31 protein-coding genes are annotated in these 26,067 nt (G+C 75.4%); 17 read left to right on the plus strand and 14 right to left on the minus strand.

Going from position 1 to position 26,067, the window contains the following annotated elements; all coding sequences use genetic code 11:
* Nucleotides 1-160: 160 nt before the first annotated feature.
* Nucleotides 161-430 (minus strand): DUF1876 domain-containing protein, encoded by a 270-nt coding sequence (locus ACFRQN_RS05330; protein ID WP_049655118.1) that lies wholly within the window; start codon nt 428-430, stop codon nt 161-163.
* Nucleotides 431-607: 177 nt separating this feature from the next.
* Here ACFRQN_RS05330 and ACFRQN_RS05335 point away from each other — a divergent pair, with 177 nt between their 5' ends.
* From ACFRQN_RS05335 to ACFRQN_RS05350, 4 genes are all read left to right on the plus strand, one after another.
* On the plus strand, nt 608-1,513 hold the full coding sequence (locus ACFRQN_RS05335) for a YndJ family protein (protein WP_380738414.1): 906 nt from the start codon (nt 608-610) through the stop codon (nt 1,511-1,513).
* Nucleotides 1,510-2,022, plus strand: coding sequence for a DUF1990 family protein (locus ACFRQN_RS05340; RefSeq protein WP_380738416.1), 513 nt, complete (start codon nt 1,510-1,512; stop codon nt 2,020-2,022). The genes ACFRQN_RS05335 and ACFRQN_RS05340 overlap by 4 nt, the downstream gene beginning before the upstream one ends.
* A gap of 1,352 nt (nt 2,023-3,374) precedes the next feature.
* The gene (locus tag ACFRQN_RS05345) at nt 3,375-4,034 is read left to right on the plus strand and encodes a hypothetical protein (RefSeq protein ID WP_380738418.1); all 660 of its coding nucleotides are present in this window, start codon (nt 3,375-3,377) and stop codon (nt 4,032-4,034) included.
* Complete coding sequence (locus ACFRQN_RS05350; protein WP_380738420.1) at nt 4,031-4,777, plus strand: hypothetical protein; 747 nt, start codon at nt 4,031-4,033, stop codon at nt 4,775-4,777. The genes ACFRQN_RS05345 and ACFRQN_RS05350 overlap by 4 nt, the downstream gene beginning before the upstream one ends.
* Here the strand turns inward: ACFRQN_RS05350 and ACFRQN_RS05355 are convergent.
* The 3 genes from ACFRQN_RS05355 to ACFRQN_RS05365 are packed head-to-tail and all read right to left on the minus strand — an operon-like array spanning nt 4,745 to nt 6,700.
* Nucleotides 4,745-5,506 (minus strand): zf-HC2 domain-containing protein, encoded by a 762-nt coding sequence (locus ACFRQN_RS05355; RefSeq protein WP_380738422.1) that lies wholly within the window; start codon nt 5,504-5,506, stop codon nt 4,745-4,747. The two genes, ACFRQN_RS05350 and ACFRQN_RS05355, sit on opposite strands and share 33 nt — an antisense overlap.
* The gene (locus tag ACFRQN_RS05360) at nt 5,503-6,075 is read right to left on the minus strand and encodes a sigma-70 family RNA polymerase sigma factor (protein WP_082345936.1); all 573 of its coding nucleotides are present in this window, start codon (nt 6,073-6,075) and stop codon (nt 5,503-5,505) included. The genes ACFRQN_RS05355 and ACFRQN_RS05360 overlap by 4 nt, the downstream gene beginning before the upstream one ends.
* Before the next feature lie 46 nt (nt 6,076-6,121).
* Nucleotides 6,122-6,700, minus strand: a complete 579-nt coding sequence (locus ACFRQN_RS05365) for a hypothetical protein (protein WP_053112229.1) — start codon at nt 6,698-6,700, stop codon at nt 6,122-6,124.
* Between the two features lie 188 nt (nt 6,701-6,888).
* Between ACFRQN_RS05365 and ACFRQN_RS05370 the strand changes: the two genes are divergently transcribed.
* The gene (locus tag ACFRQN_RS05370; RefSeq protein ID WP_049655132.1) at nt 6,889-7,278 is read left to right on the plus strand and encodes a co-chaperone YbbN; all 390 of its coding nucleotides are present in this window, start codon (nt 6,889-6,891) and stop codon (nt 7,276-7,278) included.
* Between the two features lie 99 nt (nt 7,279-7,377).
* Here the strand turns inward: ACFRQN_RS05370 and ACFRQN_RS05375 are convergent, their stop codons facing one another.
* A complete protein-coding gene (locus tag ACFRQN_RS05375; RefSeq protein WP_380738425.1) occupies nt 7,378-8,340 on the minus strand; it encodes a helix-turn-helix transcriptional regulator in 963 nt (320 codons plus the stop codon).
* 174 nt (nt 8,341-8,514) lie between these two features.
* Between ACFRQN_RS05375 and ACFRQN_RS05380 the strand changes: the two genes are divergently transcribed.
* The 5 genes from ACFRQN_RS05380 to ACFRQN_RS05400 all read left to right on the plus strand — a co-directional run bounded on the left by ACFRQN_RS05380 (nt 8,515) and on the right by ACFRQN_RS05400 (nt 13,350).
* Entirely contained in the window at nt 8,515-9,249 is a 735-nt protein-coding gene (locus tag ACFRQN_RS05380) for an alpha/beta fold hydrolase (protein WP_375875211.1), read from the plus strand.
* Between the two features lie 144 nt (nt 9,250-9,393).
* Nucleotides 9,394-9,732 (plus strand): hypothetical protein, encoded by a 339-nt coding sequence (locus tag ACFRQN_RS05385; RefSeq protein WP_380738427.1) that lies wholly within the window; start codon nt 9,394-9,396, stop codon nt 9,730-9,732.
* On the plus strand, nt 9,729-11,252 hold the full coding sequence (locus ACFRQN_RS05390; RefSeq protein ID WP_380738429.1) for a dihydrolipoyl dehydrogenase family protein: 1,524 nt from the start codon (nt 9,729-9,731) through the stop codon (nt 11,250-11,252). Before ACFRQN_RS05385 ends, ACFRQN_RS05390 begins: the two co-directional genes overlap by 4 nt.
* Nucleotides 11,253-11,381: 129 nt before the next feature.
* Nucleotides 11,382-12,476, plus strand: a complete 1,095-nt coding sequence (locus ACFRQN_RS05395; RefSeq protein WP_074002277.1) for a glycosyl hydrolase — start codon at nt 11,382-11,384, stop codon at nt 12,474-12,476.
* 124 nt (nt 12,477-12,600) lie between these two features.
* A complete protein-coding gene (locus tag ACFRQN_RS05400) occupies nt 12,601-13,350 on the plus strand; it encodes a GNAT family N-acetyltransferase (protein ID WP_049659128.1) in 750 nt (249 codons plus the stop codon).
* 68 nt (nt 13,351-13,418) lie between these two features.
* Here the strand turns inward: ACFRQN_RS05400 and ACFRQN_RS05405 are convergent, their stop codons facing one another.
* On the minus strand, nt 13,419-14,381 hold the full coding sequence (locus ACFRQN_RS05405) for a DUF4436 family protein (protein WP_380738431.1): 963 nt from the start codon (nt 14,379-14,381) through the stop codon (nt 13,419-13,421).
* 156 nt (nt 14,382-14,537) lie between these two features.
* Between ACFRQN_RS05405 and ACFRQN_RS05410 the strand changes: the two genes are divergently transcribed.
* Nucleotides 14,538-15,548 carry a LacI family DNA-binding transcriptional regulator gene (locus ACFRQN_RS05410; protein WP_049654763.1) on the plus strand — a complete coding sequence of 337 codons (1,011 nt, stop codon included), beginning with the start codon at nt 14,538-14,540 and terminating at the stop codon, nt 15,546-15,548.
* An 85-nt stretch (nt 15,549-15,633) separates the two neighbouring features.
* Here ACFRQN_RS05410 and ACFRQN_RS05415 read toward each other — a convergent pair whose 3' ends face one another.
* From ACFRQN_RS05415 to ACFRQN_RS05425, 3 genes are all read right to left on the minus strand, one after another.
* Nucleotides 15,634-16,152, minus strand: a complete 519-nt coding sequence (locus ACFRQN_RS05415) for a GNAT family N-acetyltransferase (RefSeq protein WP_049654760.1) — start codon at nt 16,150-16,152, stop codon at nt 15,634-15,636.
* 119 nt (nt 16,153-16,271) lie between these two features.
* Nucleotides 16,272-16,733, minus strand: a complete 462-nt coding sequence (locus ACFRQN_RS05420; protein WP_074002275.1) for a molybdopterin-dependent oxidoreductase — start codon at nt 16,731-16,733, stop codon at nt 16,272-16,274.
* Between the two features lie 153 nt (nt 16,734-16,886).
* Nucleotides 16,887-17,354 (minus strand): MarR family winged helix-turn-helix transcriptional regulator, encoded by a 468-nt coding sequence (locus ACFRQN_RS05425; protein ID WP_074002590.1) that lies wholly within the window; start codon nt 17,352-17,354, stop codon nt 16,887-16,889.
* A 130-nt stretch (nt 17,355-17,484) separates the two neighbouring features.
* On the opposite strand from ACFRQN_RS05425, the gene ACFRQN_RS05430 reads away from it, so the two are divergent.
* A complete protein-coding gene (locus ACFRQN_RS05430; RefSeq protein WP_074002274.1) occupies nt 17,485-18,267 on the plus strand; it encodes a dioxygenase in 783 nt (260 codons plus the stop codon).
* 46 nt (nt 18,268-18,313) lie between these two features.
* On the opposite strand, the gene ACFRQN_RS05435 is transcribed toward ACFRQN_RS05430, so the two are convergent.
* Nucleotides 18,314-18,961, minus strand: a complete 648-nt coding sequence (locus ACFRQN_RS05435) for an NAD(P)-dependent oxidoreductase (RefSeq protein WP_074002273.1) — start codon at nt 18,959-18,961, stop codon at nt 18,314-18,316.
* Nucleotides 18,962-19,159: 198 nt separating this feature from the next.
* Here ACFRQN_RS05435 and ACFRQN_RS05440 point away from each other — a divergent pair, with 198 nt between their 5' ends.
* Nucleotides 19,160-19,777, plus strand: a complete 618-nt coding sequence (locus ACFRQN_RS05440; RefSeq protein ID WP_380738433.1) for a maleylpyruvate isomerase N-terminal domain-containing protein — start codon at nt 19,160-19,162, stop codon at nt 19,775-19,777.
* 9 nt (nt 19,778-19,786) lie between these two features.
* Here the strand turns inward: ACFRQN_RS05440 and ACFRQN_RS05445 are convergent, their stop codons facing one another.
* Genes ACFRQN_RS05445 through ACFRQN_RS05455 form a run of 3 tightly spaced genes read right to left on the minus strand, consistent with a single transcriptional unit; the run spans nt 19,787 to nt 21,178 of the window.
* A complete protein-coding gene (locus tag ACFRQN_RS05445; RefSeq protein ID WP_049654752.1) occupies nt 19,787-20,173 on the minus strand; it encodes a VOC family protein in 387 nt (128 codons plus the stop codon).
* A gap of 4 nt (nt 20,174-20,177) precedes the next feature.
* Complete coding sequence (locus ACFRQN_RS05450; RefSeq protein ID WP_380738435.1) at nt 20,178-20,723, minus strand: GNAT family N-acetyltransferase; 546 nt, start codon at nt 20,721-20,723, stop codon at nt 20,178-20,180.
* Nucleotides 20,720-21,178, minus strand: a complete 459-nt coding sequence (locus tag ACFRQN_RS05455; RefSeq protein WP_049654748.1) for a group II truncated hemoglobin — start codon at nt 21,176-21,178, stop codon at nt 20,720-20,722. Before ACFRQN_RS05455 ends, ACFRQN_RS05450 begins: the two co-directional genes overlap by 4 nt.
* A 242-nt stretch (nt 21,179-21,420) precedes the next feature.
* Here ACFRQN_RS05455 and ACFRQN_RS05460 point away from each other — a divergent pair, with 242 nt between their 5' ends.
* From ACFRQN_RS05460 to ACFRQN_RS05470, 3 genes are read left to right on the plus strand one after another with little or no spacing between them, the layout of a single operon-like run.
* The gene (locus ACFRQN_RS05460; RefSeq protein WP_117487254.1) at nt 21,421-22,185 is read left to right on the plus strand and encodes an SDR family NAD(P)-dependent oxidoreductase; all 765 of its coding nucleotides are present in this window, start codon (nt 21,421-21,423) and stop codon (nt 22,183-22,185) included.
* A 20-nt stretch (nt 22,186-22,205) separates the two neighbouring features.
* Complete coding sequence (locus ACFRQN_RS05465) at nt 22,206-22,628, plus strand: MerR family transcriptional regulator (RefSeq protein ID WP_380738497.1); 423 nt, start codon at nt 22,206-22,208, stop codon at nt 22,626-22,628.
* A 51-nt stretch (nt 22,629-22,679) separates the two neighbouring features.
* Entirely contained in the window at nt 22,680-24,215 is a 1,536-nt protein-coding gene (locus ACFRQN_RS05470; protein ID WP_380738438.1) for an AMP-binding protein, read from the plus strand.
* Nucleotides 24,216-24,233: 18 nt separating this feature from the next.
* Here the strand turns inward: ACFRQN_RS05470 and ACFRQN_RS05475 are convergent, their stop codons facing one another.
* A complete protein-coding gene (locus ACFRQN_RS05475) occupies nt 24,234-25,070 on the minus strand; it encodes a LuxR C-terminal-related transcriptional regulator (protein WP_380738440.1) in 837 nt (278 codons plus the stop codon).
* A gap of 147 nt (nt 25,071-25,217) precedes the next feature.
* On the opposite strand from ACFRQN_RS05475, the gene ACFRQN_RS05480 reads away from it, so the two are divergent.
* On the plus strand, nt 25,218-26,036 hold the full coding sequence (locus tag ACFRQN_RS05480) for a TIGR03084 family metal-binding protein (RefSeq protein ID WP_380738442.1): 819 nt from the start codon (nt 25,218-25,220) through the stop codon (nt 26,034-26,036).
* Nucleotides 26,037-26,067: the final 31 nt, after the last annotated feature.

A 26,067-nucleotide genomic window follows, 5' to 3' on the forward strand; every position in this document is an offset into this window, starting at 1 on the left:
CACCGCGTCCCACCCACGGCTTCCAGGCCGGGCCGGCCGCGGCGGTAGGTCGCGCCCTAACGTACACCTCGGTGGAGGGCCGGGGCTTGGATATGGTCGGCCCGGCCACTCGACGCTTTCCGGCGCCGTCCCGACGCAGCCGGTGAGAGCGGGCGGGAGGTCACGACAGCGGGTGGGTCGGGACCGGACTGACCTCCTGGATCTCGGCATGGGCCTTGGTGAGCAGCTGCGAGGCGAGCTCGTTGAGCGCGCGGGCCCCCGCGATCTCCTCGCCGACCCTCAGCTGTTCCGGGTCGGAGGGGTGGCGGCTGCTGTAGCCGTGGGCGCGCAGTTCGCTCCCGTCGCGCAGCCGCAGCAGTGCGGCGGCGCTGGTCCGTGCCCCCTCTTCGCGGAACTCCATCTCGATGTGCCAACCGACCAGAGTCTGCATGGCGGATCACCTCCATCGGTTACCCCTCCAGAGTGCGCCGCACCCACCGTGAACACCAGGCCAGCCGGTCCGGGCGGCATCGGGGGCGACATCGGCGCTGAGTTGAACACGTTCAACTCAGCCGCGTAGAGTCGGCGGCGCAAGCTATTTGAACGCGTTCAAGGGGGTGTGTCCACGATGGCTTCGCTCACGACGGCTGTGTCCGCGATGGGCCCGGGCACCACGGAACTGGTCGACCTGCTGGTCCTGCTCGGCATGGGAGCCGTCATCCCACTCGGCCTCGCCCTGGTCGACGAGCCCGGCCTCGCCCTGGTCCGCCGACTCTGGCCGCTCGCCGCCGTCCCCGGCGCGCTCTCGCTCTGGCTGCCCCGCGGCGGCGGCCTCGCCACCGGCTGCGCCCTGCTCTACGCGCTCGGCACCCTGGCCGTCGCCCTGCACGCCCCCCTGCGGCTGGCCCGCACCCGCTCGCTCGCACCCGCCGAGGTCGCGGTACTCACCGCGCTCGCCGCACCCTCGGTCGCCGGGGTCGCCCTGGTCGCCGAACGCTCCGGCTACCCGCTGTTCGGCTTCGAACCGCACATCCTGGCGCTCACCGTCCCGCACTTCCACTACGCCGGGTTCACCGCCGCCCTGGTCGCCGGACTGGTCTGCCGCGCCGCCCGCCCGGGCTCCGCCCCGGCCCGCAGCGCGGCCCTCAGCGTCCCGGCGGGCACCCTGCTGGTACTGGCCGGGTACTTCCTCGGCAACTGGTGGCAGTTCGCCGGAGCCGCCGTCCTGACCACCGGAATGTGGCTGGTCGGCCTGGTCACCTGGCGCGACCTGCGCCCCCGCACCGGCGACCGGACCACCACCCGGCTGCTCGCCGCCTCCTCGGCCGTCCTCGCGCTCACCATGCTGCTCGCCCTGTGGTGGGCACTCGGCCGGGCCGCCGGACTCCCCCACCCCACCCTGACCTGGATGGCCGCCACCCACGGCGTCGGCAACGCGCTCGGCTTCGCCCTCTGCGCGCTGCTCGCCTGGCGCCGGATCACCGCGGACCGGACCGACGCCACCCGGACCGACACGACGGAGACCCCCCGATGAACGACTACAGCTACCCCGAGCAGGGCGCCAGCCGCACCGGCCACCTCCCCGCCGGCTACAACCACCTGCGGCACAGCGCCCTCATCGGCCACGGCCGCCCCGCCCTGGAAGCCGCCGGCGCCGCCCTGCTCGACTGGCGGATGCACCGGCTCGCGGGCGTCCGCATCGACGCGACGGCCGACCGCGCCGCCCCCGGCGTCGCCGTGCACTGCGCCATCGGCCTCGGCCCCCTGCGGGCCGGCGCCCCCAACCGGGTCCTGGCCACGGTCGACGGCCCGGACCGGTACGGCTTCACCTACGGCACCAGGACCGGCCACCTGGCCCAAGGCGAGGAGACCTTCCTGGTCGAACTCACCCCCGACGGCGAAGTCCGCTTCTCCGTCACCGCCTTCAGCCGCCCCGTCGCCTGGTACGCCCGCCTCGCCGGCCCACTCCTCCCCCTCGCCCAACGCGCCTTCGCCCACCACTGCGGACGCGTCCTCACCCGCATCGCCACCCAGGCCACCTGACCGGCGCCCCACCGTCATCAACCCCCGATCCCCCCGGCACACCCCCGCTCGCCACCACCGTCATCAACCAGCCCGCCTGACACTTCGGGCCCACACTCACCCACATCGCGGCGCAGACCGCCCAGGCGATGGCGGAGTGGCCACCCGAGCGCCTCGCGAAGGCCAGCCGGACGGCGGCCCGGTCCAGCGGCCACCACCCGACGGCAGAGGCCAGTCGGGAGAAGCTCTGCCCAAAACCGAAGGCCCGCAACTGGCCCCACATCCCGACACACGCCGTCCGGACGACGGCGGGAGGCGTCGGCGGGCTGGCTGGCTGGTTGAGCCCCCGAGCCATGGCCATGGCCGGTCGGATGGCAAAAGCCGATCAGGTGGCGTGCTGATTGAGCGGCACTCCGCCCGACGATGTGGGCTCGTACCGGCCCGCAGTGCGGCACCGACCACCGGGGCGACGGCGGAGGGCTCCGGCTGGGCAGCAGAGCCACCCGAACGCCTCCCGGAGGCCAGTCGGATGGCGAGCCGTTCGAGCACAACCGCCCAACAGCAAAGGCTGGTCGGGCGGTGGAGGCGGGCATCGGCTGGATGGCAGGGCCACCCGAGCGCCTCGCGGACGCCGGTCGGATGGCGATCAGGTCGAACACAACCACCCGACGGCAAAGGCTGGTTGGATGGCGCTCTACCCGAATCCGCAGGCCCTCACTGGCCCGCAGCGCGGCGCAGACCGCCTGGAGGGGCACCTCACCGCCACCACCATCAACCAACCAGTCCACCTGGCCCACTCATTCACCAACCCATGGCCGCCCGCCGCTGCGGCCCGAACTCGTCCCCGTCGCGGCACCGACCACCGGGGCGACGGCGGAGGGCTCCGGCTGGGCGGCAGGACCACTCAAGTACCTTGCGGGGGCCGGTCGGATAGCGAGCCGGTCGAGCACAACCGCCCAACACCAAGGACTGGTCGGGCGGTGGAGACCGGTCGGGAGGAGTTCTGCCTGACACAGCCGGCCCGCACTGGCCCACATCGCGGCACAGGCCGGCCGAGCGACGGCGGCGGGCATCGGCTGGATGGCAGGGCCACCCGAGCCATGGTGAAGGCCGACTGGACGACGGCCGCCGGGCAGCGGAGGTCGATTGAGGGCGGCGCTCCGCCCGACACAGCCAGCCCACACTCACCCGCATCACGGCGCAGACCGCCCAGGCGATGGCGGAGGCCGGTCGGAGGGTGAGCCGGCTGGACGGCAGCCGCGAGGTGGGCGGCCGAGGCCGAGCAGGTGGTGGCGGAGGCCGGCTGGGTCCAGGGCGGGGGTGGGGCGTAAAACGGCTGGTCGGGGCGGGGGTGTGTTCGGGATGATCGGCGGATGATGTCGATGCGGCCGGTCCTGGAGATCTTCGCCTCCGACGGCTTCACGCTCTGGCCGACGGCCGAGCTCGGGCCGTACGGGGATCTCGCGCTGGACGGGCGGTTGACGTCGGACGAGGTGGGCACGGCGGTGTGGCGGCTGGCGGACTGCAACGACGTCGAGCCCGACCCCGGGCAGGCCGAGGGGCGCGGTCCCCGGCCGGCGGACCCGTTGGACGCGTTCCTGCACGCGCTGTCGACCGAGCCGCACCCGTACGCCCCCGGCGGGCTGGTGGTGGCCGACTCCGCCACCGGCGCCGTCTTCAGGCCGGGCTGCTGCAACGGGCTGGAGGACTGGCGCGAGTGGCTGGACGTCACGGACGGGTCCGGCACCGCCTGGTTCGGCCACGACCCCGATGCCCGGGCCGAGTGCGTCGGCCGGGTGGTCCGGCTGACCCAGGACGCCGAGGGCGACGAGGGCCCGGTGGTCGAGTTGCCGGTGGACGAGCTGCGCCGGCTGCTCGCCGGAGCCGAGCGGGACCTGCGCGACTTCTTCGCGCTCGCGGCGGGCTGGGCCGAGCGGCAGCTGCCCGGGCACGCCGCCGCCGTCACCGCCGCGCTCGCCCGAGCCCTGGACCTGGACCTGGACCTGGACCCGGACCTGAAGCCGCCGTCATGACCAGCTTCCACACCCACCGGGCCCGGGTGCACGACGCCTCGCTCCCGCCGTACCGGCGGCACAGCGCGCTGCGCACCTGCCTGACCCGCTTCGCCCCGTACGGCCTGCGGGCGACGTACCACCACCTCACCGTCAGCGCCCGGATTCCGCGCTTCCTGGAGGCCGACCCGGACGCCCTGGTCCGCGCGGTGGACGAGTTGCACGAGGCGCGCGAGCTGTGGCGGGCCAGGGCCGAGGAGTACGCGGAGCGGCGCCGGGCGCAGAAGCGGGCCGGGCGGCGGCTGCCTCCGGAGACGGCCTGGTGGCACGTGCGCTGGTGGGGGTCGCCGAACGCGGCCTGGGAGCACGACCCGTTCCTGCTCCCGCCGTTGCGGCTGCCCGACTATGTCCGGCGGCAGAACGCGCTGCTGGACGGTGCCGTGCTGCCCGGGTGCCCGGCCTGCGGGGAGCAGGGCCCGCCGGTGCCGCTCCCGACCGGCCCCGGCGACGACCGCGGCGACGGTCACGGCCACGGCCGGGCCGAGCTGTGCCGCTGCTGCGCGCGGGTGCTGACGCCCTGCGGTTGCGGGCGGTGGCACAGCTTCGAGCCGGCGCTGCGGACCGGCTGGAGCCGGATCCGGGGTCGGGAGCACAAGCCGAGCCCGTACTGGCCGGGTGTCCGGGGCGCGGCCCGGGTGGAGCGGTTGGAGTCGTACACGATCCACTGGGGGTCAGGGGTGGTGTACGGGGATCGCGACCAGTAGCGCGCCGCCGTCCTGGACGCGGACCTCGAAGTGGTCGATGTCCGCCAGTCGGAAGGCCGCGCCGCCGGTGGTGCGCACGGTGCCGTCGCCGCCCCCGCCGCCGTTCCCGTAACCGCCGGCCGGGACGGACCAGGTGGTGACCGTCTGCTGCTCGCCGGTGTGCGAGACGGCGACCAGTCGGCAGGTCAACGGGCCCTGTACGCCGGAGAGTTGCAGGCTGACCTGGGTGCCCCAGGTGGTGCCGTCCAGGCCGACGGTCGCGTGCGCGCCGGTGCCCGGGTCGGTGGCGCTGAACTGCTCGGCCACCGCGACCACGGCGGGGGTGTTGTCGGCGGTGAGCACCGCGGCGGTGACGGCGGGGCCGGCCGCCACCATCGCGGTGGCGGCCAGGGCCAGCACCAGCCGCCGCACCCGGCCCCGCCGCCGGGTGGCGCCGACCTCGGCGACCAGCCGGTCCAGCAGTCGGGGGTCCGGCTGCGGGGCGGGACCGGCCGGGTCCGTTCCGGCCGCCCGCGCGGTGGCCGCGTACTCGGCCAACAACGGCTCCACCGAGCCGAGTTGGGTCACCTGCTCGGCGCACTGCGGGCAGTCGGCGAGGTGTTGCTCGAAGGCGGCGCGCTCGGCGGGTTCCAGCAGGCCGAGGACGTACGCGCCCGCGTCGACGTGCACCGGGCCGCCGGGCGCCCGGTCGGGGTCAGGGGTGGGGTCGCGGTCGGGGTGCCTGGTCACGATGTCACTCCCCGTTCCTCCAGCGCGAGCCTGAGCGAGCGCAGCGCGTAGAACACCCGCGAGCGCACCGTCCCGGCCGGGATGCCGAGTTCGGCGGCCGCCTCGTTGGCCGTACGGCCCTTCAGGTAGGTCTCGACGATGATCTCCCGGTGCACGGGCGAGAGGTCGCCGAGCGCGTCCGCGACGGTCATCATCCGCAGCGCCCGGTCGATCTCGTCCTCGGCGGGCAGCTGCTCCAGTGCCGAGGCGTCCACCTCGCGCGGCCGGGCCATGGCGCCGCGGTGGCCGTCGATCACGATCCGCCGCGCGACGGTGACCAGCCAGGGCCGCAGCGAGCCGGCCTCCGGGTCGAGCCGGTGGATGTTGCGCCAGGCGCGGAGCAGGGTCTCCTGCACGACGTCCTCGGCCCGCTGCCGGTCCCCGGCGACCAGGTGGAGCACGAACCCGAACAGCGGACCGGCATGCTCCCGGTACAGGGCGCGCATCAGGTCCTCGTCCGGCGCCCCCGTGTCGTGGCCGCCGGTGCGGCCGACGGGGTGCTCCTCGGTCACCACTTCATCGTTGCGCACCCGGGCCTCCTGGGCGAGGGCGGTCGGAACCGGTCATCGGAGCCGGTCAGTAGCCCGGGGTGCTGGGCGTCGGGTTGCCGGGTGCCGGGGTGCCGGGCGTCGGGTTCATCGGGCCGGAGTTCGCGGCGCCCGCCCTGCCGCCGGTCGGGGTCAGCGCGAACCAGGTGCCGGCCACGCCCTGGCCCTTGGTGTCGCCGGGCTTGGTGTCCGGCGAGTAGCGGTAGGCCGGCCAGCCGTTCAGGGTGACCTGCTTGGTGCCGTCGTCGCGGGTGACGGTGCCGACCAGCTTGCTGTCGATGCCCTTCACCGTGACGTTGCCGTTGCCGTCGGCGTGCTCGGGCGGCCAGATGACGGCGCAGCTGCCGTTGCAGTAGGACTCCGGTGGGCTGTTCCGGTCCTGGTCGAAGCGGTAGAGCGTGAAGCCCGCACTGTCGGTGACGATCGTGCCCAGCTTCGGGTCCTGGGCGGTCTGCAGGGTGACGGCCGCCGGGGTGCCCGGACTGCTCGGGCTGCTCGACGGACCGGAGGAGCCGCCGGACGATCCGCAGCCGGCGATCAGGGCGGCCGCCGCGATGCCGGACGCGGTCAGCGCGAGCGTCCGCCGGGTGCGGAGTGTGCTGCGCATGGGGTGCCTCCCTCGGGGGGAAGGGGTCGGAACGGACCGGACACCCTTCCGTACGGGCGGCGGCCGCCGGCTGCTCACTCCCTGGCTCCGGCAACCGCCGGAACGCGGCCGGAATACCCCGCCGACCGGGACGGTTGTGGCGGGCACATGGCCTGAACCGCCACGTCCGGAAGGGAAGGAATCACGAGATGAGCAACACGGTCGAGCTGACCAAGGAGAACTTCGACGAGATCGTCCCGGGCCCGGAGGGCAAGGACTTCGTCTTCATCGACTTCTGGGCCGGGTGGTGCGGGCCGTGCCGCCAGTTCGCCCCGGTGTACGAGAAGGCCGCCGAGCGCCACTCGGACCTGGTCTTCGCCAAGGTGGACACCGAGGCGCAGCAGGAGCTGGCGGCCGCGTTCGACATCCAGTCGATCCCGACGCTGGCGATCATCCGTGAGGGCGTGCTGGTCTTCTCGCAGCCCGGTGCGCTGCCGGAGGCGGTGTTCGAGGACCTGATCGGCCAGGCCCGCGAGCTGGACATGACCGAGGTGAAGCGCAAGGTCGCCGAGGAGCGGGCGGCCGGCGGCCAGGCCTGATCCGGACGTCCGAAGACAGGCCCCAAGGCCCGGGGAGCTGAAGCTCCCCGGGCCCTCGGCATGCCCGCTCCCCAGAGCCGTCCGCCGCCGCACCCGCCGTCACGACGGCTCGGCACCCCAGGCGGCGAGCCGGTCCGCGAGCGCCCGCACCTCGGCGCGCAGTGCGGCGGGTTCCCGGACGGTGAACGGCCACCCGAGGCCGGCCAGCAGCACCGCGACGCCGTCCAGGTTCTGCGCCCGGGCCCGCAGCAGCACCCGGCCCTCGGCGAGTTCGGTGAGCGTGCCGACGGCGGGCGGCAGTCGGCGGCGGGCCTCGGCGAGGGTGGTCCGCAGCTCGACCTCCACCCGGTGCCGCCAGGGCGCGCCGGCCAGCGACTCCACGACCCGCTGGACCGGGTCGTAGTCCTCCGGCGGCTCGAAGCCGGCCTCGCCCTGTTCGACCCGGGTGATCCGGTCCAGCCGGAAGGTGCGCGGCTCGCCGCTGCGGTGGTCGAGCCCGGTGGTGTACCAGCGCCCGGAGTGGAAGACCAGCCCGTACGGGTCGAAGTCGCGTTCGCTGGGCCGGTCCTCCCGGTCCCGGTAGGCGAGCCGCACCCGGCGACGGCGGCGGGCCGCCTCGGCCAGGGTGAACAGCGCGGCGGCGGCCGGGCCGGGGCCGGTGGCGGGTGTGGCGGTCAGTCCGAGGGTCTGTTCGACGGCCGCCACGCGCTCGCGCAGCGGCTGCGGCAGCACCCGCTGGATCTTGGCGAGGGCCGTCCCGGTGGCCTCCTCCCCCACCGACAGGCCGGAGCTGCGGCCGGCCAGCAGGCCGAGCACGACGGAGGCGGCCTCGTCCGGGGTGAGCATCAGCGGCGGCAGCCGGTAGCCGGGCCGCAGGCGGTAGCCCCCGTAGCGGCCGCGGTCGGCCTCGACGGGGATGCCGAGTTCGGTCAGCCGGGCGACGTAGCGGCGGACGGTGCGCTCGTCCACGTCGAGCCGGGCGGCCAGGTCGGCGCCGGTCAGGCCGGGGCGGTCCTGGAGCAGTTCCAGCAGGGCGAGGACGCGGCTGACCGGGTGTTCCATCGCGCGCACTCCTTTCCTCGGCGGAAATCCGGGCGACTTCTGTCCGGATCCGATCCTAGAGTCGGCGGTGGAGGAGGCCCCGCCTCGACGGAGCCCCTCGCGGGCCGCCCGTCGAGACGTCCACGGCTCGTAGCGGCCTCCCCGGACTTCCCACCGACGAAGGAGCGATCCGCCATGAGCACGTTCGTACTGGTCCCCGGATTCTGGATCGGCGCCTGGGCCTGGGACGAGGTGGCCGCGCCGCTGCGCGCGGCCGGGCACCGGGTGTACGCCGTCAGCCTGCCCGGAGTGGGCGAACGCGCGGGCGAGGAGGGCGAGTTCGGCCTGGAGGACCACATCGCCGACCTCGCCGGACTACTGGTCCGGGAGGACCTGTCGGATGTCGTCGTGGTCGCCCACAGCGGCGCCTGTGCCCCGGTGGGCGGGCTCGCGGACCGGATGCCGGAGCGGATCCGCCGGGTGGTCTACCTGGACAGCGGCCCGCTGATCGACGGCTCGTCGGTGTACGACCTCTGGCAGCCCGACTACCAGAAGACGGCCGAGGCCTCGGTGGTCGACGGCCGCCTCCCGCTGCCGTCCTGGGAGTACCTGGGCGAGCAGGGCACGAGCACGGCGGGGCTGGACGAGGCCGCCCTCGCGTCCATCCGCTCCCGCTCCACCCCGCACCCGGCCGGGGCGTTCCGGGACCGGCTGCGGCTGACCGGCGCCGGGGCGGCACTGCCGCAGGCGCTGGTCTCCTGCTCCTTCCCGCTCTCCCAGGTGCGCGAGCTGATCGCCGCCGGGCACCCGTACTTCGCCGGGATGTCCGGTCCGAACTGGGAGCTGCGCGAACTGCCCACCGGGCACTGGCCGATGTTCTCCCGCCCGGCCGACACGGCGGCGTTGCTGGCGGAGCTCGCCGCGCTCTGAACCCGCCGGTCCGTCTCCTCACCCTGTCCCGTCCGTGCCCGGTGGTGCGCCCCACGGCGCCCTCGGCGTGTCCGTCCGTCGCGCAACCGCGCCCGGACCGGCAGGATGGGGCCCACGCCGTACCCGAGCGAGGAGCGAGCACCCGTGCGCGAGCAGCCCAGCCGGACCGAACCGCCGGACGCCGTGCCGGAGTTCCGGCCGGACGGCGGTCCGGGGCCGGCCGGCCCGCGGCGTGCCCGGCTCGACTCCCGCGCCCGGCTCACCCTGCGCTCCCTTCTCGCCCCACGCGTCCCGCGCTCGCGCGACCGGCGCGAGAAGTGGCCGCGGAGGGCGGTCCGGGTCACGCTCGGGTACGGAACCGCAGGCGGCAGCGGCGGGCCCGGGGTCGGGCGCGACCGGCCGCTCGACACCCGTGGGCGCACGCCCGCCGCCCCCGCCCGGCGGGCCGGGGCGGCCATCGAGACGACGGAGGACAGGGCATGACCAGCACCGCCGAGGAGTACGACGTCATCGTCCTGGGGGCCGGTCCGACCGGCGAGAACGTGGCCGACCGGACGGTCGCCGCCGGGCTGCGCACCGTGATCGTGGAGGCCGAGCTGGTCGGCGGCGAGTGCTCGTACTGGGCCTGCATGCCGAGCAAGGCGCTGCTGCGGCCGGTGGCCGCGCTGGCCGACGCCCGCGCGGTGGCCGGCTCCCGGGAGGCGGTCGGCGACCGGCGACTGGACCCGGCCGCGGTGCTGGCCCGGCGGAACTCCTTCACCTCCGACTGGAAGGACGACGGCCAGGTGGAGTGGCTGCGGGACACCGGCATCGAGCTGGTGCGCGGCCACGGCCGGCTGGCCGGGGTGCGGACGGTGACGGTGGAGGCCGAGGACGGCAGCGAGCGGGTGCTCACCGCCCGGCACGCCGTCGCGGTGTGCACCGGCAGCCGCCCGGTGCTGCCCGCGCACGTGCCGGGGCTCGCCGAGGCCCACCCGTGGACCAACCGGGAGGCGACCGGGTCGCAGACCGTCCCCGGGCGGCTGGCGGTGGTCGGCGGCGGGGTGGTCGGGGTGGAGATGGCCGCCGCCTGGCGGGCGCTCGGCTCCGAGGTGGTGCTGCTGGTCCGCGGTGACGGGCTGCTGCCGCGGATGGAGCCGTTCGCGGGCGAGCTGGTCGCGGAGGGCCTGCGGGCGGCCGGGGTGGACCTCCGCTTCGGCACCGAGGTCACCGCGCTGGAGCGGGCGGACGGCTCCGGGCCGGTGACCCTCACCCTCGCCGCCCGGGACGGCCGGAACGGGGACGGAAAGGGCGGGGACGGCCAGCACGGGGACGGCCAGGGCGGGACCGGGACGCTGACCGTCGACGAGGTGCTGTACGCGACCGGCCGGGCCCCGCGCACCGCCGACATCGGGCTGGAGCAGGTCGGCCTGAAGCCGGGCGGCTGGCTGGAGGTGGACGACAGCTGCACGGTGCTCGGCGTGGACGGCGCGGAGGGCGTGGACGGCGCGTGGCTCTACGCCGTCGGGGACGTCAACCACCGGGCGCTGCTCACCCACCAGGGCAAGTACCAGGCCCGGATCACCGGCGCGGCGATCGCCGCCCGCGCCGAGGGGCGCCCGCTGGACACCTCGCGCTGGGGCGCGCACTCCGCGTCCGCCGACCTCGCGGGCGCGCCCCAGGTGGTGTTCACCCAGCCCGAGGTCGCCGCCGTCGGCCTGACCCGGGCCGCCGCCGAGGCCGCCGGACTGCGGGTGCGGACCGTCGACCACGAGATCGGCTCCGTCGCCGGGGCCTCGCTGTACGCCGACGACTACCGCGGCCGGGCCCGGGTGGTCTTCGACCTGGACCGGCAGGTGATCGTCGGCGCCTGCCTGGTCGGCCCCGGGGTCGCCGAACTGCTGCACTCGGCGACCGTCGCGGTGGTCGGCGAGGTGCCGATCGACCGGCTCTGGCACGCGGTGCCCTCGTACCCGACGATCAGCGAGGTCTGGCTGCGGCTGCTGGAGGACTGCCGGGGGTAGCGGCACCCCCGGCACGGACGGCCCCCCGGGCGGTCGGCGCGGCGAGATGTGACCACCGGTGGACGGCGGGACACTGGCACTCGGGGGCCGTCCCGGGGGGCCGTTGCTCGTGACCAGGTGGTGTGAGACATGACCGAGGTGCTGTTGGCCGTCGGAACCGAGAAGGGCCTCTTTCTCGGCCGCAGCCGCGACCGGCTGACGTGGGAGTTCAGCGGGCCGCACTTCCCGATGAACGCGATCTACTCCGTCTCCGTCGACCGCCGCGACGGCCGGACCAGAGTGCTGGCCGGCGCCGACAGCAGCCACTGGGGGCCGTCGATCTGGCGCTCCGACGACCTCGGCGCCAGCTGGTACGAGCCCCCGCGGCCGGCCATCCGCTTCCCGGAGTCCACCGGCGCCTCGCTCACCCGGGTCTGGCAGCTCCAGCCCGCCGGGGCGGAGGCCCCCGGCGTCGTCTACGCGGGCACCGAGCCCGCCGCGCTGTTCCGCTCCACCGACGGCGGCGAGACCTTCGCGCTGGTCGAGGCGCTCTGGAACCACCCGCAGCGGCCGCAGTGGGGCGCCGGCTACGGCGGCCAGGGCCTGCACACGATCCTGACCGACCCGCGCGACCCGCAGCGGCTGCTGGTCGCCGTCTCCAGCGGCGGCGTCTACCGCAGCAAGGACGGCGGCGACAGCTGGCAGCCCTCCAACACCGGCCTGCGCGCCGAGTTCCTCCCGGAGGAGAGCCAGTACCCGGAGTTCGGCCAGTGCGTGCACAAGATCGCCCCGGACCCGGTCCACCCGGACCGGCTCTACCTCCAGAACCACGGCGGCGTCTACCGCAGCGACGACTGGGGCGCGAGCTGGCGCTCGATCGTGGACGGCCTGCCTGCCGAGTTCGGCTTCGCCGTGGCCGCCCACCCCCGCCGGGCCGACACCGCCTACGTCTTCCCGCTCGGCGGCTCGGACGACCGCATCCCGCCCGGCCGCCGCTGCCGGGTCTTCCGCACCACCGACGCCGGCACCAGCTGGCAGCAGCTCGCCCACGGCCTGCCCGGCGAGGACCACTACGGCATCGTGCTGCGCGACGCCCTGCGCACCGACGACGCCGACCCGGCCGGGATCTACTTCGGCAACCGGACCGGCGACGTGTACGGCAGCCGGGACGAGGGCGAGAGCTGGTCCCTGCTGGTCTCCCACCTGCCGGACGTGCTCTGCGTCCGGGCCGCGGTGGTGGCCTGACCCGGTGGCTGCCTGATGCGGTGCCGGCCCGACGCGGTGGTGGCCGGAAATAACCGGTTGCCGGACGGCGGGGCCTCGGTGAACATGGCCGCCGACGAACGATCACGCGATTGTGGGGTGGGCCATGGCCGAGGACTGGGTGGTCAGGCGGGGTACCGACGGCGAGCCGGTGCTGCGCTACCTGCTGGACGAGCGGGAGGGGCGGCCCTGGGCCGACCTGCTGGAGGTCCTGGACGAGTCGGTGGACGCCGCCGCGTTCGTCCGGGCCGAGCTGCCCGGCTGGGTGGTCTCCGGCCCGCCCGGGCTCGGGCAGGAGCTGGTGGCGCACGGCGCGCGGGTGCTGCGGCACGCCCACACCTTCCGCCGCGACCTGCGCGCCGACCCCCCGCCCGCCGACTGGGCCGGTACGCCGCTGCGCGAGGGCCTGCGCGCGGTGCCCTGCGACCGCGCGCCCGAGGAGCTGTACGAGGCCTGGCGGGCCGCCTTCGCCCCCGACCACGTCGACTTCTACCCGGGTGAGGACGCCCGGGTGGTGGCCGAGCGGATCACCCCGCTGCTGGAGGGCGAGGTCATCGGCCCGGTGCTGCCGTCCAGCCTGCTCGCCGTGGACGCCGAGGACCGCGTGGTCGCCGGGCTGATCCTCACCGACCGCGACGGCCTGCCCTGGATCGGCGACGTCTTCCGCCACCCGGAGCGCGGCTACCGCGGCCTCGGCGCCGACCTGCTGCGCCGCGCCGTCGGGGACGCCGCCGAGCGCGGGCTCGCCGACGTGACGCTGGTGGTGTCCGAGGGCAACCCGGCCCGCCGGGTCTACGAGTCGCTGGGCTTCCAGCTCCAGGAGACGTCACTGACGGTGGTCGTGCCCGACGCCTGAACCCCTGAGCCTCGGAGCCTCCGAACCCCTGAGCCGGGTGGCCGGGCCGCCGGACACGTGCGCCCGGGCTACTCCTTGTGCCCGCCCTCGATCCGGGCGCCCCGCACCACGACCATGGTCAGGCCGACCGCGACCAGCAGCTCCGCCCAGAAGAACGCCGCGTAGTCCAGCAGCGAACCGATCGGCGGGCTGCCGGGCGCGGCGTTGCGCATGCCGACCAGGGCGAACAGCGTGGCCGCCATCCAGCCGAGGGCGGGCCAGACGATGCCGCGCCGCTGGCGGACGATCAGCCAGGCCGCCACCAGCACGGACAGCGCCAGCGCCCACATCGCGGCCATCATGAACCAGGCCAGGATGAAGGTGCTGCGCGAGCGGCTGATCCGCTCGGTCACCACGACGGCGCCGCCCTCGCTCTGCTGCTCGGCCTGCTTGAAGACGAAGAAGGGGTCGGCCTCCTCCACGCCGATCACCACCGGGACGGGCTGCCCGCCGGCGGTGGCCTGGAAGCCGATCAGCGCGTGGTAGTGGTCGAAGGGGTAGTCGGTGACCCGGCCGTCGAGGAGGCTGAACGCCACCGCGTTGGAGGCGACCTGCTGCCCGGCCGGGTACCTGAGCACGGTCTGCTCCAGCGAGGTGGTCTCCAGCACCACGTCCCGGGCCGGGACCAGCAGGCTGTCCGGCTGCTCCAGGGCGCCGTGCGGGTGGACCAGGACCTTCGCGGTGAGCGTCTGCGCGGCCGCGTCCACCCGCTGGAGCGTCACGTCGACCTCCAGGAAGTCCGGGCCGGGCACCGTCCCGACCACCTGGACGCGGCCGCGGCTGGAGCGTTCGTCGAGGTAGAGCAGCAGCCCGGCGACGACGGACAGCACGATCGCCGCCACCACGGCGTACGCGCGCCAGGGCCTGACCTTCGGCCGGGGAGCGGTGCCCGCGCCGCGCGCCCGGGCGTGGACGCGGACCCGCGGCCGGGCCGCCGGGCGCGTGCGCCGGACGGCCCGCCGGTGCGGCGGCGCGCCCATCGGCCTGTTCATCGGCCTGCTCCACGGTCGGCGGTGGCGGCTGCGGGTGCCGCCTGTCCCGCCACCCTCCGGGCGGCCGCGGCCGCGGCGCAACCGCAGAGGGCCGATCGGGCGGGCCCGAGACTCGGCAAAGACGCTGGTCGGAGGGGCTGTGTAGGCTCAACGGTCATGGCGAGGGTGACACGGGACGATGTGGCGCGGGTGGCGGGGACGTCCACGGCGGTCGTGAGTTATGTGATCAACGACGGGCCGCGGCCGGTGGCGGCGGCGACCCGGGCGCGGGTGCTCGCGGCGGTCGAGGAGCTCGGCTACCGGCCGAACCGGGTCGCCCAGGCGATGGCCCGGCGGCGGACCGACCTGCTCGGGATGGTCGTCCCGGACGCCCGCCAGCCCTTCTTCGCCGGGCTCGCGCACGCCGTCGAGCAGGCCGCCGCCGAGCACGGCCGGCTGCTGCTGATCGGCAACTCCGACTACGCCGACGAGCGCGAGGCGCACTACATCCGCGCCTTCCTCGGGATGCAGGTGGACGGTCTGGTCCTGGTCACCCAGGACCCGGCCACCCCCGGGCTGACCGGCTTCGACGTGGCCGACGGCACCCCGGTGGTGCTGCTGCACCACCGGGCGGAGAGCACCGGCGGCGTCGCCGTGGTCGCGGACGACCAGGGCGGCGCCCGCGAGGTGGTCCGCCACCTGCTCGGGCACGGGCACGCCGAGGTGCACTGCTTCGGCGGCACCCTCGCGCTCAGCCCGCACGACCCGGTCACCGGGCGGACGGCCGGCTGGCTCGCCGCGCTGGAGGAGGCCGGGCTGCCCACCGAGGGACGGCTCACCCCGGCGCCGTTCGACCGGGTCCGGGCGCACGCCGAGGCGCTCGCCCTGCTCGCCCGTCCCGACCGGCCGTCCGCCGTGTTCTGCACGACGGACGACCAGGCGATCGGCCTGCTGCGGGCCGCCGACGACCTCGGCATCCGGGTGCCGGAGGACCTCGCGGTGGCCGGCTTCGACGACATCGCCGAGGCGGTGATCGCCGGACCCGCGCTGACCACCGTCACCACGGCGCAGGACGAGATGGCCCGCGCGGCGGTGGAACTGGTCCTCGGCGGGCCGGAGCGCCGCGCCCAGGGCGCCCGCACCTTCCCGGCCCAGCTGGTGGTCCGGCGCTCCTGCGGCTGCCCGTAGGGGACGGCACGGGGCTGAGGTCGGGGGCGACCCCGGACCGGCCGGGCAGCGGCGCGGGGCTTGCGTCGGGGACGGCGCGGGCGCCTCAGCCTTCGAGCAGTTCGTCCGCGAGCAGGTCCATCAGCAGGTTGTCGTGCCAGGTGCCGTCCGGCCCGCGCTCGTACTGGCGCATGGTGCCGACGGTGCGGAAGCCGACCTTGGTGTAGCAGCGGATCGCGGCGAGGTTGTCCGCGGCCGGGTCGATCACCAGCCGGTGGTAGTGGTGGTCGTGCACCAGGTACCGGGCCATCGTGCGCACGGCGTCGGTGCCCAGGCCCAGGCCGTGCACCGTCGGGTCGAGGTAGAGGTCCATCCCGGCGTGCCGGTACTCGTCGTCGTTGTTGGCGTACCACTGGATGGCGCCGACCACCTTGCCGCCGAGGTCGATCGCGAAGGTCTCGGTGCCGGGCGACTCCAGGTCGTTGGCGACCTCGTCGGCCAGGTCGTCACCGCCACGCCAGCGTTCGAACACCTCGGGCGTGCCGCGGATGGCCGCCAGCGCCGGGATGTCGTCGCCGGTGGCCGGGCGGAGCGTGACCAAGGTGCCGTGCAGAATCGTCCCCATATGGGGCATGTTGGCACGGAAACCCGGCTCCGGCGAGTGTTTTCGACCCGCCGTCCGGCCCCTTCCGGCGTGCGGCCTCGGGGCCGGGGCCGCACGCGCGCGCGGCGGGCGCCCGGGCGTCAGGCGGTGGGGCGCGCCGGGTCGCCGAGGGGGCCGAGCCAGACGGCCGTGACGGCGCTGACGTAGCGGGCGCCGCAGTGGTCGCCGGGGACGACGAGCTGCGGACCGGCGGCGTCCAGCGGGGCGCCGTCCATGCTGGTGGCGAGCAGGATCTGCTGGCCACCGAAGTCCGGGTCGATCTCGGCCCAGGAGACCACCGCCCGGTGGCCGTCGGCGCCGGCCACCGAGAGCAGGAAGCGCAGCCGCTGCTTGCGGCCGGAGAAGTCGATCCGGGGCCGGGCCGCGCGCAGCACGTCCAGCAGCGCCGGGCCCTCGTAGCCGTGGCGCTGCTCGCCCGCGGTCCGGCAGTCGAAGCTGACCTCGACCCGGCGGGCGGGGAGGGCACGCAGCTGCGCCACCGTCAGCTCGGCGGGGCGGTCGAGGTGGCCGTGCAGTCGGACGGTGGGTCTCGCCGGGGTCATGGGTGCTCCCTCCTCCCGGGCCACGGCGCCGCGGCCCGGGTGGAGGAGTACCCGAGCAGTGGCCGGAGCATTCGCAGATGCGATGGATCGGGCGGACTTCCACTCGCAGGTGCGGGCCCTGAGCCCGGGTGGCGGCTGTCGGCGGGGCCGGCCCTACGGGGTCTCGTCCTGGCGCAGCCGGGCACTGACCGCGCCGAGCCCCTCGGCGAGCACCGCGAGCTGCTCGCGGCTGAGCACGTCGATCAGCAGTTCGCGCACCAGGGCGACGTGCCCGGGCGCGGCCTGGCGCAGCGCCTCGCGGCCCTGGTCGGTGAGTTCGGCGATGACGCCGCGCACGTCGCTGGGGCAGGAGCGGCGGGCGACCAGGCCGGCCCGCTCCAGCTGGGTGACCTGGTAGGTCAGGCCGCTCTTGGAGGTGACCAGCCTGTCGGCGAGCTCGGTCATCCGCAGCGAGTCGCCGGGGGCGGCGGACAGGTGCACCAGGATCTCGTACTGCTGGTGGGAGAGTCCGGAGTCGTCCTTGAGCTGGCGTTCCAGCCGCCGGTTCAGCAGGTTGCTCGCGACGACGAAGCCCCGCCAGGCGGCCGCCTCGTCCGGGTCCAGCCAGCGGGGTTCGTTCAGTGTGGACATGGGGTGAAGCCTACTCCTGTTGTTCAAATTCGAACGAAGGTGTACCGTCGGTTCCGTAAAGGTTCAAATTTGAACTACCTGTCGGACTACCTGCCGGTCGAACGGCCCCGAGGAGGACGCCATGAGCACCGCGGCCCCTGAGCGCATGCCCGCCCTGTACCTGTCGCACGGCGCGCCGCCGCTGGCCGACGACCCGGTCTGGCCGGGCGAGCTGGCCGCCTGGTCCGCCGACCTGCCCCGGCCCAAGGCCGTCCTGATGGTCTCCGCCCACTGGGAGGAGGCCCCGCTCGCCCTCGGCGCCGTCACCACCGTCCCGCTGGTCTACGACTTCTGGGGCTTCCCCGAGCACTACTACCGGGTCCGGTACGCCGCCCCCGGCGCGCCGGACCTCGCCGAGCGCGTGCGCAAGCTGCTGCGCGCCCCCGGCACGCCCGTCCAGGACATCCCCGACCGCGGGCTCGACCACGGCGCGTACGTCCCGCTGGTGGAGATGTACCCGGACGCCGACATCCCGGTGCTCCAGGTCTCGCTGCCCACCCTCGACCCGCAGCGGCTGATGGAGATCGGCCGCAAGCTCGCCCCGCTGCGCGACGAGGGCGTGCTGATCGTCGGCAGCGGCTTCTTCACCCACAACCTGCGGGCGCTCAGCAACGACGGCCGGATCACCTCGGTGATGGCCGAGTTCGACGACTGGGGCCGGCGCGCCCTGGAGGCCCACGACCTCGACGCGCTGCTCGACTTCGAGCACAAGGCCCCGGCCGGACGCCTGGCCCACCCGCGCACCGAGCACTTCGCCCCGCTGTTCGTCACCCTCGGCGCCGGCGAGGCCGACCTGGACAGCCAGCGCAGCGTCATCGACGGGTTCTGGATGGGCCTGGCCAAGCGCTCGATCCAGCTGGGGTGAACCCCTCCCCTTCGAACGCCCCGCCCACCGGACGCCTCACAGCCCCTCACAGGGAGCGGCAGGTGAACCGCTCGCCGATGTGCTCGGGCTGCTCGATCTCGTCCACCAGGGCGACCGCGTAGTCCGCCACCGAGATCCGGCTCCGCCCCTCGGCATCGGTGAGCAGCTGGTCCAGGCCGGTGCGGTAGCGGCCGGTCCGCTCCCCCGGGCCGATCTCGGCGGCCGGGCTGAGCACCGTCCAGCGCAGGTCGGAGACCGTCCGGTAGTAGTCCAGCGCCGCGCCGTGGGCGTGCATGATCTGGAGGAGCGGCTCCGGCAGGCCCGGGGCGTCCCAGACCCGCACGCCCGGCGCGGTCTCCAGGTTGCCGGCCCCGCCGACCGCGATCAGCCTGGGGGCCGCGCCGCCCAGCGTGCGCAGGCCTTCGACCAGGGAGCGGGCGGCGGGCTCGACCAGCGCCTGGTGGCCCGGGCCGTCGCCGCCGCCGACGGCGCTCACCAGGACGTCCCGGCCGGCCGCGACCCGGGCCACGTCCGCCGGGTCCAGCACGTCGGCGCGCTCCACGGCGGCGGCCGCGCCCCGGTAGCGGTCCGGGTCCCGGACCACCGCGGTGACCTCGTGCCCGCGCGCCGCCGCCTCCCTGACGACCGCGCTGCCGATGGTGCCGCCGGCGCCGATCACGGCGATTCTGGCCATGGGTACCTGCCTGGGTGCTCGCGGGTGGGGCGGCGTCGGACCGCGGGACGCTGGATCACAGGGCGCCGGACGCCGGACGCCGGACGCCGGACGCGCCGGACAGGACCGATTATCGGATGAACTCCCGGCGCGAGCCGAGGCACTGGGCCTATCGTGTGACGCCCCGGACACCCCGGACGCCCCGTCGAAGGAGTGGTCATGCGCAATGGCGACGCCGTACCAACCGCCAACGGCGACGCCGTACGAACCGCCCTGGACGCCGCCCTGGCCGTCCTCGCCCCGCACACCGGGAACCGCGACTGGGGCGCCCCCGCCGGGCTCCTGGAGTGGAGCTGCCGCGACACCGCCGCCCACATCGCCCACGACCTGCTCGCCTACGCCGGCCAGCTCGCCGCCCGCCCCCGCGACCGCTACCTGCCGCTGGACCTCACCGTCCGGCCCGAGGCCGACCCGGCCCAGGTGCTCACCGTGGTCGCCGCCGCCGGCCACCTCCTCGCCACCGCCCTGGACGCCGCCCCGCCCGAGCTGCGCGCCTACCACCACGGGCCCTGCGAACCGCTCGGCTTCGCCGCGATGGGCGTCGCCGAGACCCTGCTGCACACCCACGACATCACCCGCGGCCTCGGCCTGCCCTGGCAGCCGCCCGCCGAACCGTGCCGCTTCGCGCTCGACCGGCTCTTCCCGCACGCACCGCGGGAGCCGGATGCCCACCCGGCGGAGGTCCTGCTCTGGTGCACCGGGCGCGGGGAACTGAACGGCCGCCCGCGCAAGTCCTCGTGGACCTGGCGGGCGGCCATGGGCGAGTGGCCGGACTGATCCGACCGGTCAGGCGCTCCCGGTGGCGATCCGCTCGGCCTGGCTGCGCTCGATGCAGAACTCGTTGCCCTCCGGGTCCCCGAGGGTGACCCAGCCCTTGCCGTCCGGGAGGCGGTGGTCCGCCAGCACGGTCGCCCCGAGGGCGACCAGGCGCTCCACCTCCTCGTCCCGGCTGCGGTCCTGCGGCTGGAGGTCGAGGTGGACCCGGTTCTTCGCCGCCTTGCCCTCGGGCACCCGGATGAAGAGCAGCGAGGCGCCGGCGGAGTTCACCACCGCCTCCTCGTCGCACGGGTTGTCGTCCTCGCCCAGGGTGCCGTCCAGCGCCTGCGCCCAGAAGGAGGCCAGGGCGTGCGCGTCGCCGCAATCGATCGTCACATGTCGTACCAGAGATGCCATCCGCCTACTCTGACCTGCGCGGTTCGGGTTCGTCCAGCCATTTGCGGGAGTGCCGGTGGCCGTCCAGCGGAAAGGGCGGGAAGGGCGGGAGCAGTTCCACGAACGGGTAGCCGGCCTTCTCCGCGACCCGGCAGGAGGCGGGGTTGTCCACCTGGTGCAGCAGGTCGATCCGGCGCAGGCCGCCCTCGGCGAAGGTGGCGAAGGCCCAGGCGGTGAGGGCCTCCACCGCGCGCGGGGCCACCCCCCGGCCGCGGGCCGGGGCCGCCGTCCAGTACCCCACCTCGGCCGTCTCCCCGCCGGGGGCGGGGTACTTGAGAGCGACGTTGGCGACGAGCTCGGCGCCGTCCAGGACGGCGAAGCTGTACCGGGTGCCCGCCGCACGGCCCTCCTCCTGGAGGCGCAGCCAGTGCGCGGCCTCCTCGGCGTCGCCGACCGGGGTCCGGGTGAAGCGGCGCAGGGTCGCGTCCCGGTAGGCCTCGATCAGGGCCGGCGCGTCGGCGTCCTCGAAGGGGCGCAGCAGCAGGCCGTCGGCCGTCAGGGCGGCGGTCACTTGAGGCCCTCCCAGCCCCAGCGCGGGGTCGGGCCGGGATCGCCGAGGTCGGTGCCGGCCGGGGAGCCGGAGACGTCCTCGGCGATCCGGGTGCCCCAGTCGAAGTACTCCAGCACCCGGCGGCGCAGCAGTTCGTCCCCGGGCAGCTCCGCGCGGACGGCCTCGGCCATCAGCTCCATCCAGCGCAGCCGCTGCTCCTCGGTGACGGCCAGGCCCAGGTGGGCGCGGAGCAGCGCCTGGTGGCCGCCCAGTCGGTCGGTGTAGCCGGTCGGGCCGCCGAACACTTCGGCCAGCCAGACCGCGACGTGCTCGATGTGGGTGGGGGTGAAGTCGGCGAAGACCGGCGCGAGCAGGGGGTCGGCGAGGGCGCCCCGGTAGAAGGTCCGGCTGAGCCGGCGCAGGACGTCGATGCCGCCGACGGCCTCGTAGAGCGTGCCGGGCCGTTGGTCGTTCATGGCTGTGCTCCCCGTGGGTGAACCGTATGTTGCGACCTTCCTAGCAGCCGGAGGGCCCGGTCGGCGCGGCCCCGGGCCCGCTGTTCGCGCCGGGCTCGGCGGGCGGAGGCCCGGGCTCCCCCGCCCGGGCCCGGGTGGCGGGCGGGGTGGGCCCGGGTGCGCGGCGTCCTGGCGGACCGACCCGACGGCTCCGCCGTTCCCGCTTGACCCTGACGCTGGCGGCAGGGTCGGAGGGTGGGCCCATGGACGACGAGAGCGGGACGCGGAACCGGGTCGTGGTGGTCACGGGGGCCGGGACGGGGATCGGGCGGGAGACGGCGCTGGCCTTCGCCGCCGAGGGGGCGCGGGTGCTGGCGGTGGGGCGGCGGCCGGAGCCGCTGGCCGCGACGGCCGCCGCGTACCCGGCGCTGATCGAGCCGCTGGCCGCGGACGTGACCGGGCCGGGCGCGCCGGAGGAGATCGTCCGGGCGGCACTGGAGCGGTTCGGACGGCTGGACGTGCTGGTCAACAACGCGGCGATCGTGCGGAGCGGGCAGGGGATCGGCGGCTTCGACCGGGCGGGCGTCGAGGCGCTGCTGGCGACCAACCTGGTCGCCCCGGTGCTGCTCGGCCAGGCCGCGGTGCCGGCGCTGAGCGGGAGCCGGGGCGTGGTGGTCAACGTCAGCACCGCCGTCGGGCAGCGCGGCTGGCCGAGCAACTCGGTGTACGCGGCGACCAAGGCGGCGCTGGAGACGGTCACCCGCAGCTGGGCGGTGGAGCTGGCGCCGCGCGGGATCCGGGTGGTGGCGGTGGCGCCCGGGGCGATCGACACCCCGATCGGCGACCACTCCGGGTACGGCCCCGAGCAGCGGGCGGCGATCCGGACGTGGCAGATCGAGCACACCCCGCTGGGCCGGATCGGCCGCCCCGAGGAGGTCGCCTGGGCGATCACCCGACTCGCCTCGCCGCAGGCCTCGTTCGTGACCGGCGTAGTGTTGCCGGTGGACGGCGGCGCGCTGGTGGGCTGACCGGGAGGGGACGGGTGGCGGTGCGGATCGGCGAGCTGGCGGCCCGGACCGGCAGTACCGCGCGCGCTCTGCGGCACTACGAGCAGGCCGGGTTGATCGACTCCGAGCGCGCGCCGAACGGCTACCGCGAGTACGGCGAGCCGGCGGTCGTCCGGGTGCGCAACATCCGTGCGCTGGTGGCCGCCGGGCTCACCCTGGAGGACGTCCGCCCGCTGCTGGGCTGCCTGGACGGGGACGTGCTGGCGGTCCGGCCGTCCGAGCAGGTGCTGGGGATCGCCCGGCGGCGGCTGGCGGTGCTGGAGCGCCGGATCGCCGCCCAGACGGAGGCCCGGGACCGGCTGGCGGCGGCGCTGGCGGCGGCCGGGGTGAGCGCGGACGGGGCCGAGACGGACGGGGCGGTGGCGGGCGGGGTGAGCACGGACGGGGTGGGCGCGGACGGGTGACACCCCCGATCGGGGGTGTGCAGGGGGCGGGTGGGGGAGGACAGTGGCCCCATGCAGATTCCACTCTCCGTGATGGACTTCCTCGACCGGGCCGAGCTGGTCTACGGCGACCGGGTCGGCATCGTCGACGAGCCCGTGCAGCCGGCCGAGTCCTGGGGCGAGCTGAGCTACCGCCGGGTCGCCGAACTGGCCCGGGCCCAGGCCGCCGGGCTGGACCGGCTCGGTGTCGGGCCGGGCGAGCGGGTCGCGATCGTCTCGCACAACTCGGCCCGGCTGCTGACCTCCTTCTTCGGGGTGAGCGGGTACGGCCGGGTGCTGGTGCCGGTGAACTTCCGGCTGAAGGCCGAGGAGGTGTCGTACATCGTCGAGCAGAGCGGCGCCTCCGTGCTGCTGGTCGACCCCGAGGTCGCCGACGCCCTGGACGGGGTGGTGGCCAAGCACAAGTTCGTGCTGGGCGCGGACAGCGACGCCGTGCTGTACGACACCGACGCCACCCCGCGGCGGTACGCGGTGGACGAGAACGACACCGCCACCATCAACTACACCAGCGGAACCACCGCCCGCCCCAAGGGCGTTCAGCTCACCCACCGCAACGTCTGGCTGAACGCGACACTGATGGCCCTGCACTACGGGGCCGGCGACCGGGACGTCTACCTGCACACCCTGCCGATGTTCCACGCCAACGGCTGGGGCCTGCCGTTCTCGCTCACCGGCCTGGGCGCCCGGCACATCGTGCTGCGCAAGGTGGACGGCGCGGAGATCCTGCGCCGGGTCGAGCGGCACGGGGTGACCTTCCTGTCCGGCGCGCCCGCCGTGGTCCAGATGGTGCTGGACGCGGCCGCCGACTGGGACGGCCCGGTGCCCGGCCGGGACCGGGTGCGGCTGGTGGTGGCCGGCGCCCCGCCGCCGACCTCGGTGATCCAGCAGGTCGAGGAGCAGCTGGGCTGGGAGTTCATGCAGCTCTACGGTCTGACCGAGACCTCCCCGGTGGTCACGGTCAACCGCTCGCGGGCCGAGTGGGACGCGCTGCCGGCCGCCGAGCGGGCCGAGAAGCTGGTGCAGGCCGGCTCCCCCGCGCTCGGCACCCGGCTGCGGGTGGACGCGTCCGGCGAGGTGCTGGTGCGCTCCAACACCGTGCTGGACGGCTACTGGCAGCAGCCGGAGGCCTCGGCCGAGGCACTGCGGGACGGCTGGTTCCACACCGGCGACGGCGGCACCCTCACGGACGGCCTGCTGACCATCTCCGACCGCAAGAAGGACGTCATCATCAGTGGCGGGGAGAACGTCTCCTCGATCGAGGTGGAGGACTGCCTGTACGACCACCCGGCGGTCGCCGAGACCGCGGTGATCGGGGTGCCGCACGAGAAGTGGGGCGAGACGGTGAAGGCGCTGGTGGTGCTCCGGGAGGGCCACGAGGCCGTCACCGAGGCCGAGTTGATCGCGCACTGCAAGCAGCGGCTGGCCGGCTACAAGTCGCCCACCACGGTGGAGTTCCGGGACGCCCTGCCGCGCACCGCCACCGGGAAGCTGCAGAAGTTCCGGCTGCGCGAGCCGTACTGGACCGGGCGGGAGCGCCGGGTCAACTGAGGCCGCGCCGGGGGCCCGTCAACCGACGAGCCCCGACTCCCGCGCCGCGAGGGCGAGTTCGGTCCGGTTGCGGACCCCGAGCTTGCGCATCGCGGACTTGAGGTAGCCCGTCACCGTGTTGCAGGTCAGGCCCAGTCGGGCGGCGATCTCCGGGTTGGTCCGGCCGGTCGCCGCCCAGCGCAGCACCTCGTGCTCGCGCGGGGTCAACGGCGGTACGGGGGCGGCCGTCCGGGGCTTGTCGAAGGGCTTGGCGAAGGGCTTTCCGCAGGACTGCTCGCAGGGCTTTCCGTCGGGCCGTTCGCGGCTCCAGGCGGCGGCCCCGGCCAGTGCCCGGGTCGCCGCCTTCGCCAGGGTGCCGACCGCGGAGATCCGCACGTCCCCGAACGGGACGACGGCGCGCAGCGAGGCGTACACCACGCCGTGCACGGTGTCGCCGTCCATCAGCGGGACGGTGAGCATCGCGTACAGGTCCTCGGCGGCCACGGCCGCGTCGTAGTGGTGCGAAATGGTCGTCGCCGCACGGTAGTCGGGCACCCAGCTGGGCGCGCGTTCGGCGAGCGCCCGGCCGCCGAGGCCGAGTCCGGCCGGGACGGGCACGTCGTGCAGCAGGTCGGCCCGGGTGCCGGCCCAGTGCCGCAGCACCATGCCCTCGCTGCCGGGACGGCTGCCGGGCAGCGGCTCGGGCACGCCGACCAGGCCGACGTCGGCGCCGCACTCGGCCACCACCCGGCGGGCGAGGTCGCCGAGCACGGCGTCCCGCACCAGCTCGGCGGCGCGCGCGGCGAGTTCGGGGTCCTCGGGTCGCGCGGCGTCGGCGACGGGGTGCGCAGGATGGGGGTCCGCAGCCCTGGTCATCGCGGAATTGTCACACGCGGTGCGGCCGGTGGCGAGAGTCCTGACGTGCGTGTTTCGTGGAGTGGCGGACGCCGCCGCCGGGCCGGGAGTAGTGTCCGGCCGTACGCTACCGGCGGGTAGCAACTGCCGTGACCGGAAAGGGAGCCGATGACCGAGCCGAACGCGCCGGGCGACGTGCTGGGCGGCCTGCTGGCGGACCTGCGGGCCGAGAGCGCGGTGCTGGACGACCTGGTCGCCGGGCTGCCGGCCGAGGAGTGGGCCCGCCCGACCCCCGCCGAGGGCTGGACGGTGGCGCACCAGATCGCCCACCTGGCCTGGACCGACGACTGGACGGCCCTGGCCGCGCGCGACCCGGAGGGCTTCGGCGCGTCGCTCGGCGGGCACTTCACCGAGCTGCTGGCGGCCGGCGCCGACCCGGTCGAGGACGGCGCCCGCGCCGGACTGTCCGCCGGGCCCGCGGCGCTCCTCGCCCGCTGGCGGGCCGGGCGGGCGGAGGTGCTGGCCGCGCTCGGCGCCGCCCCGGCCGACGTCCGGCTGCCCTGGTTCGGCCCGCCGATGAAGCCCGCCTCGATGGCGACCGCCCGGCTGATGGAGACCTGGGCGCACGGCCAGGACGTCGCGGACGCGCTCGGCGCCACCCGCGAGCCCACCGACCGGCTGCGGCACATCGCCCACCTGGGGCTGCGCACCCTGGGCTTCGCCTTCACCCTGCACGGACTGCCCGCGCCCGAGCGCCCGGTCCGGCTCGACCTGACCGCGCCCGACGGCGGGTCCTGGCCCATCGGCCCGGCCGGGGCGCGGGACGTGGTGGCCGGCCCCGCCCTGGACTTCTGCCTGCTGGTGACCCAGCGCCGACACCGGGACGACCTCGCCCTCACCGCCACCGGGCCCGTCGCCACCGCCTGGCTCCCGATCGCCCAGGTCTTCGCCGGGGCGCCGGGCAAGGGGCGGCAGCCCGGGGCGTAGGGCGGCGCACCAGGCAAGGCGCGGCGGCCCG

This window comes from Kitasatospora sp. NPDC056800 (assembly GCF_042789775.1).
Lineage (GTDB): Bacteria > Actinomycetota > Actinomycetes > Streptomycetales > Streptomycetaceae > Kitasatospora.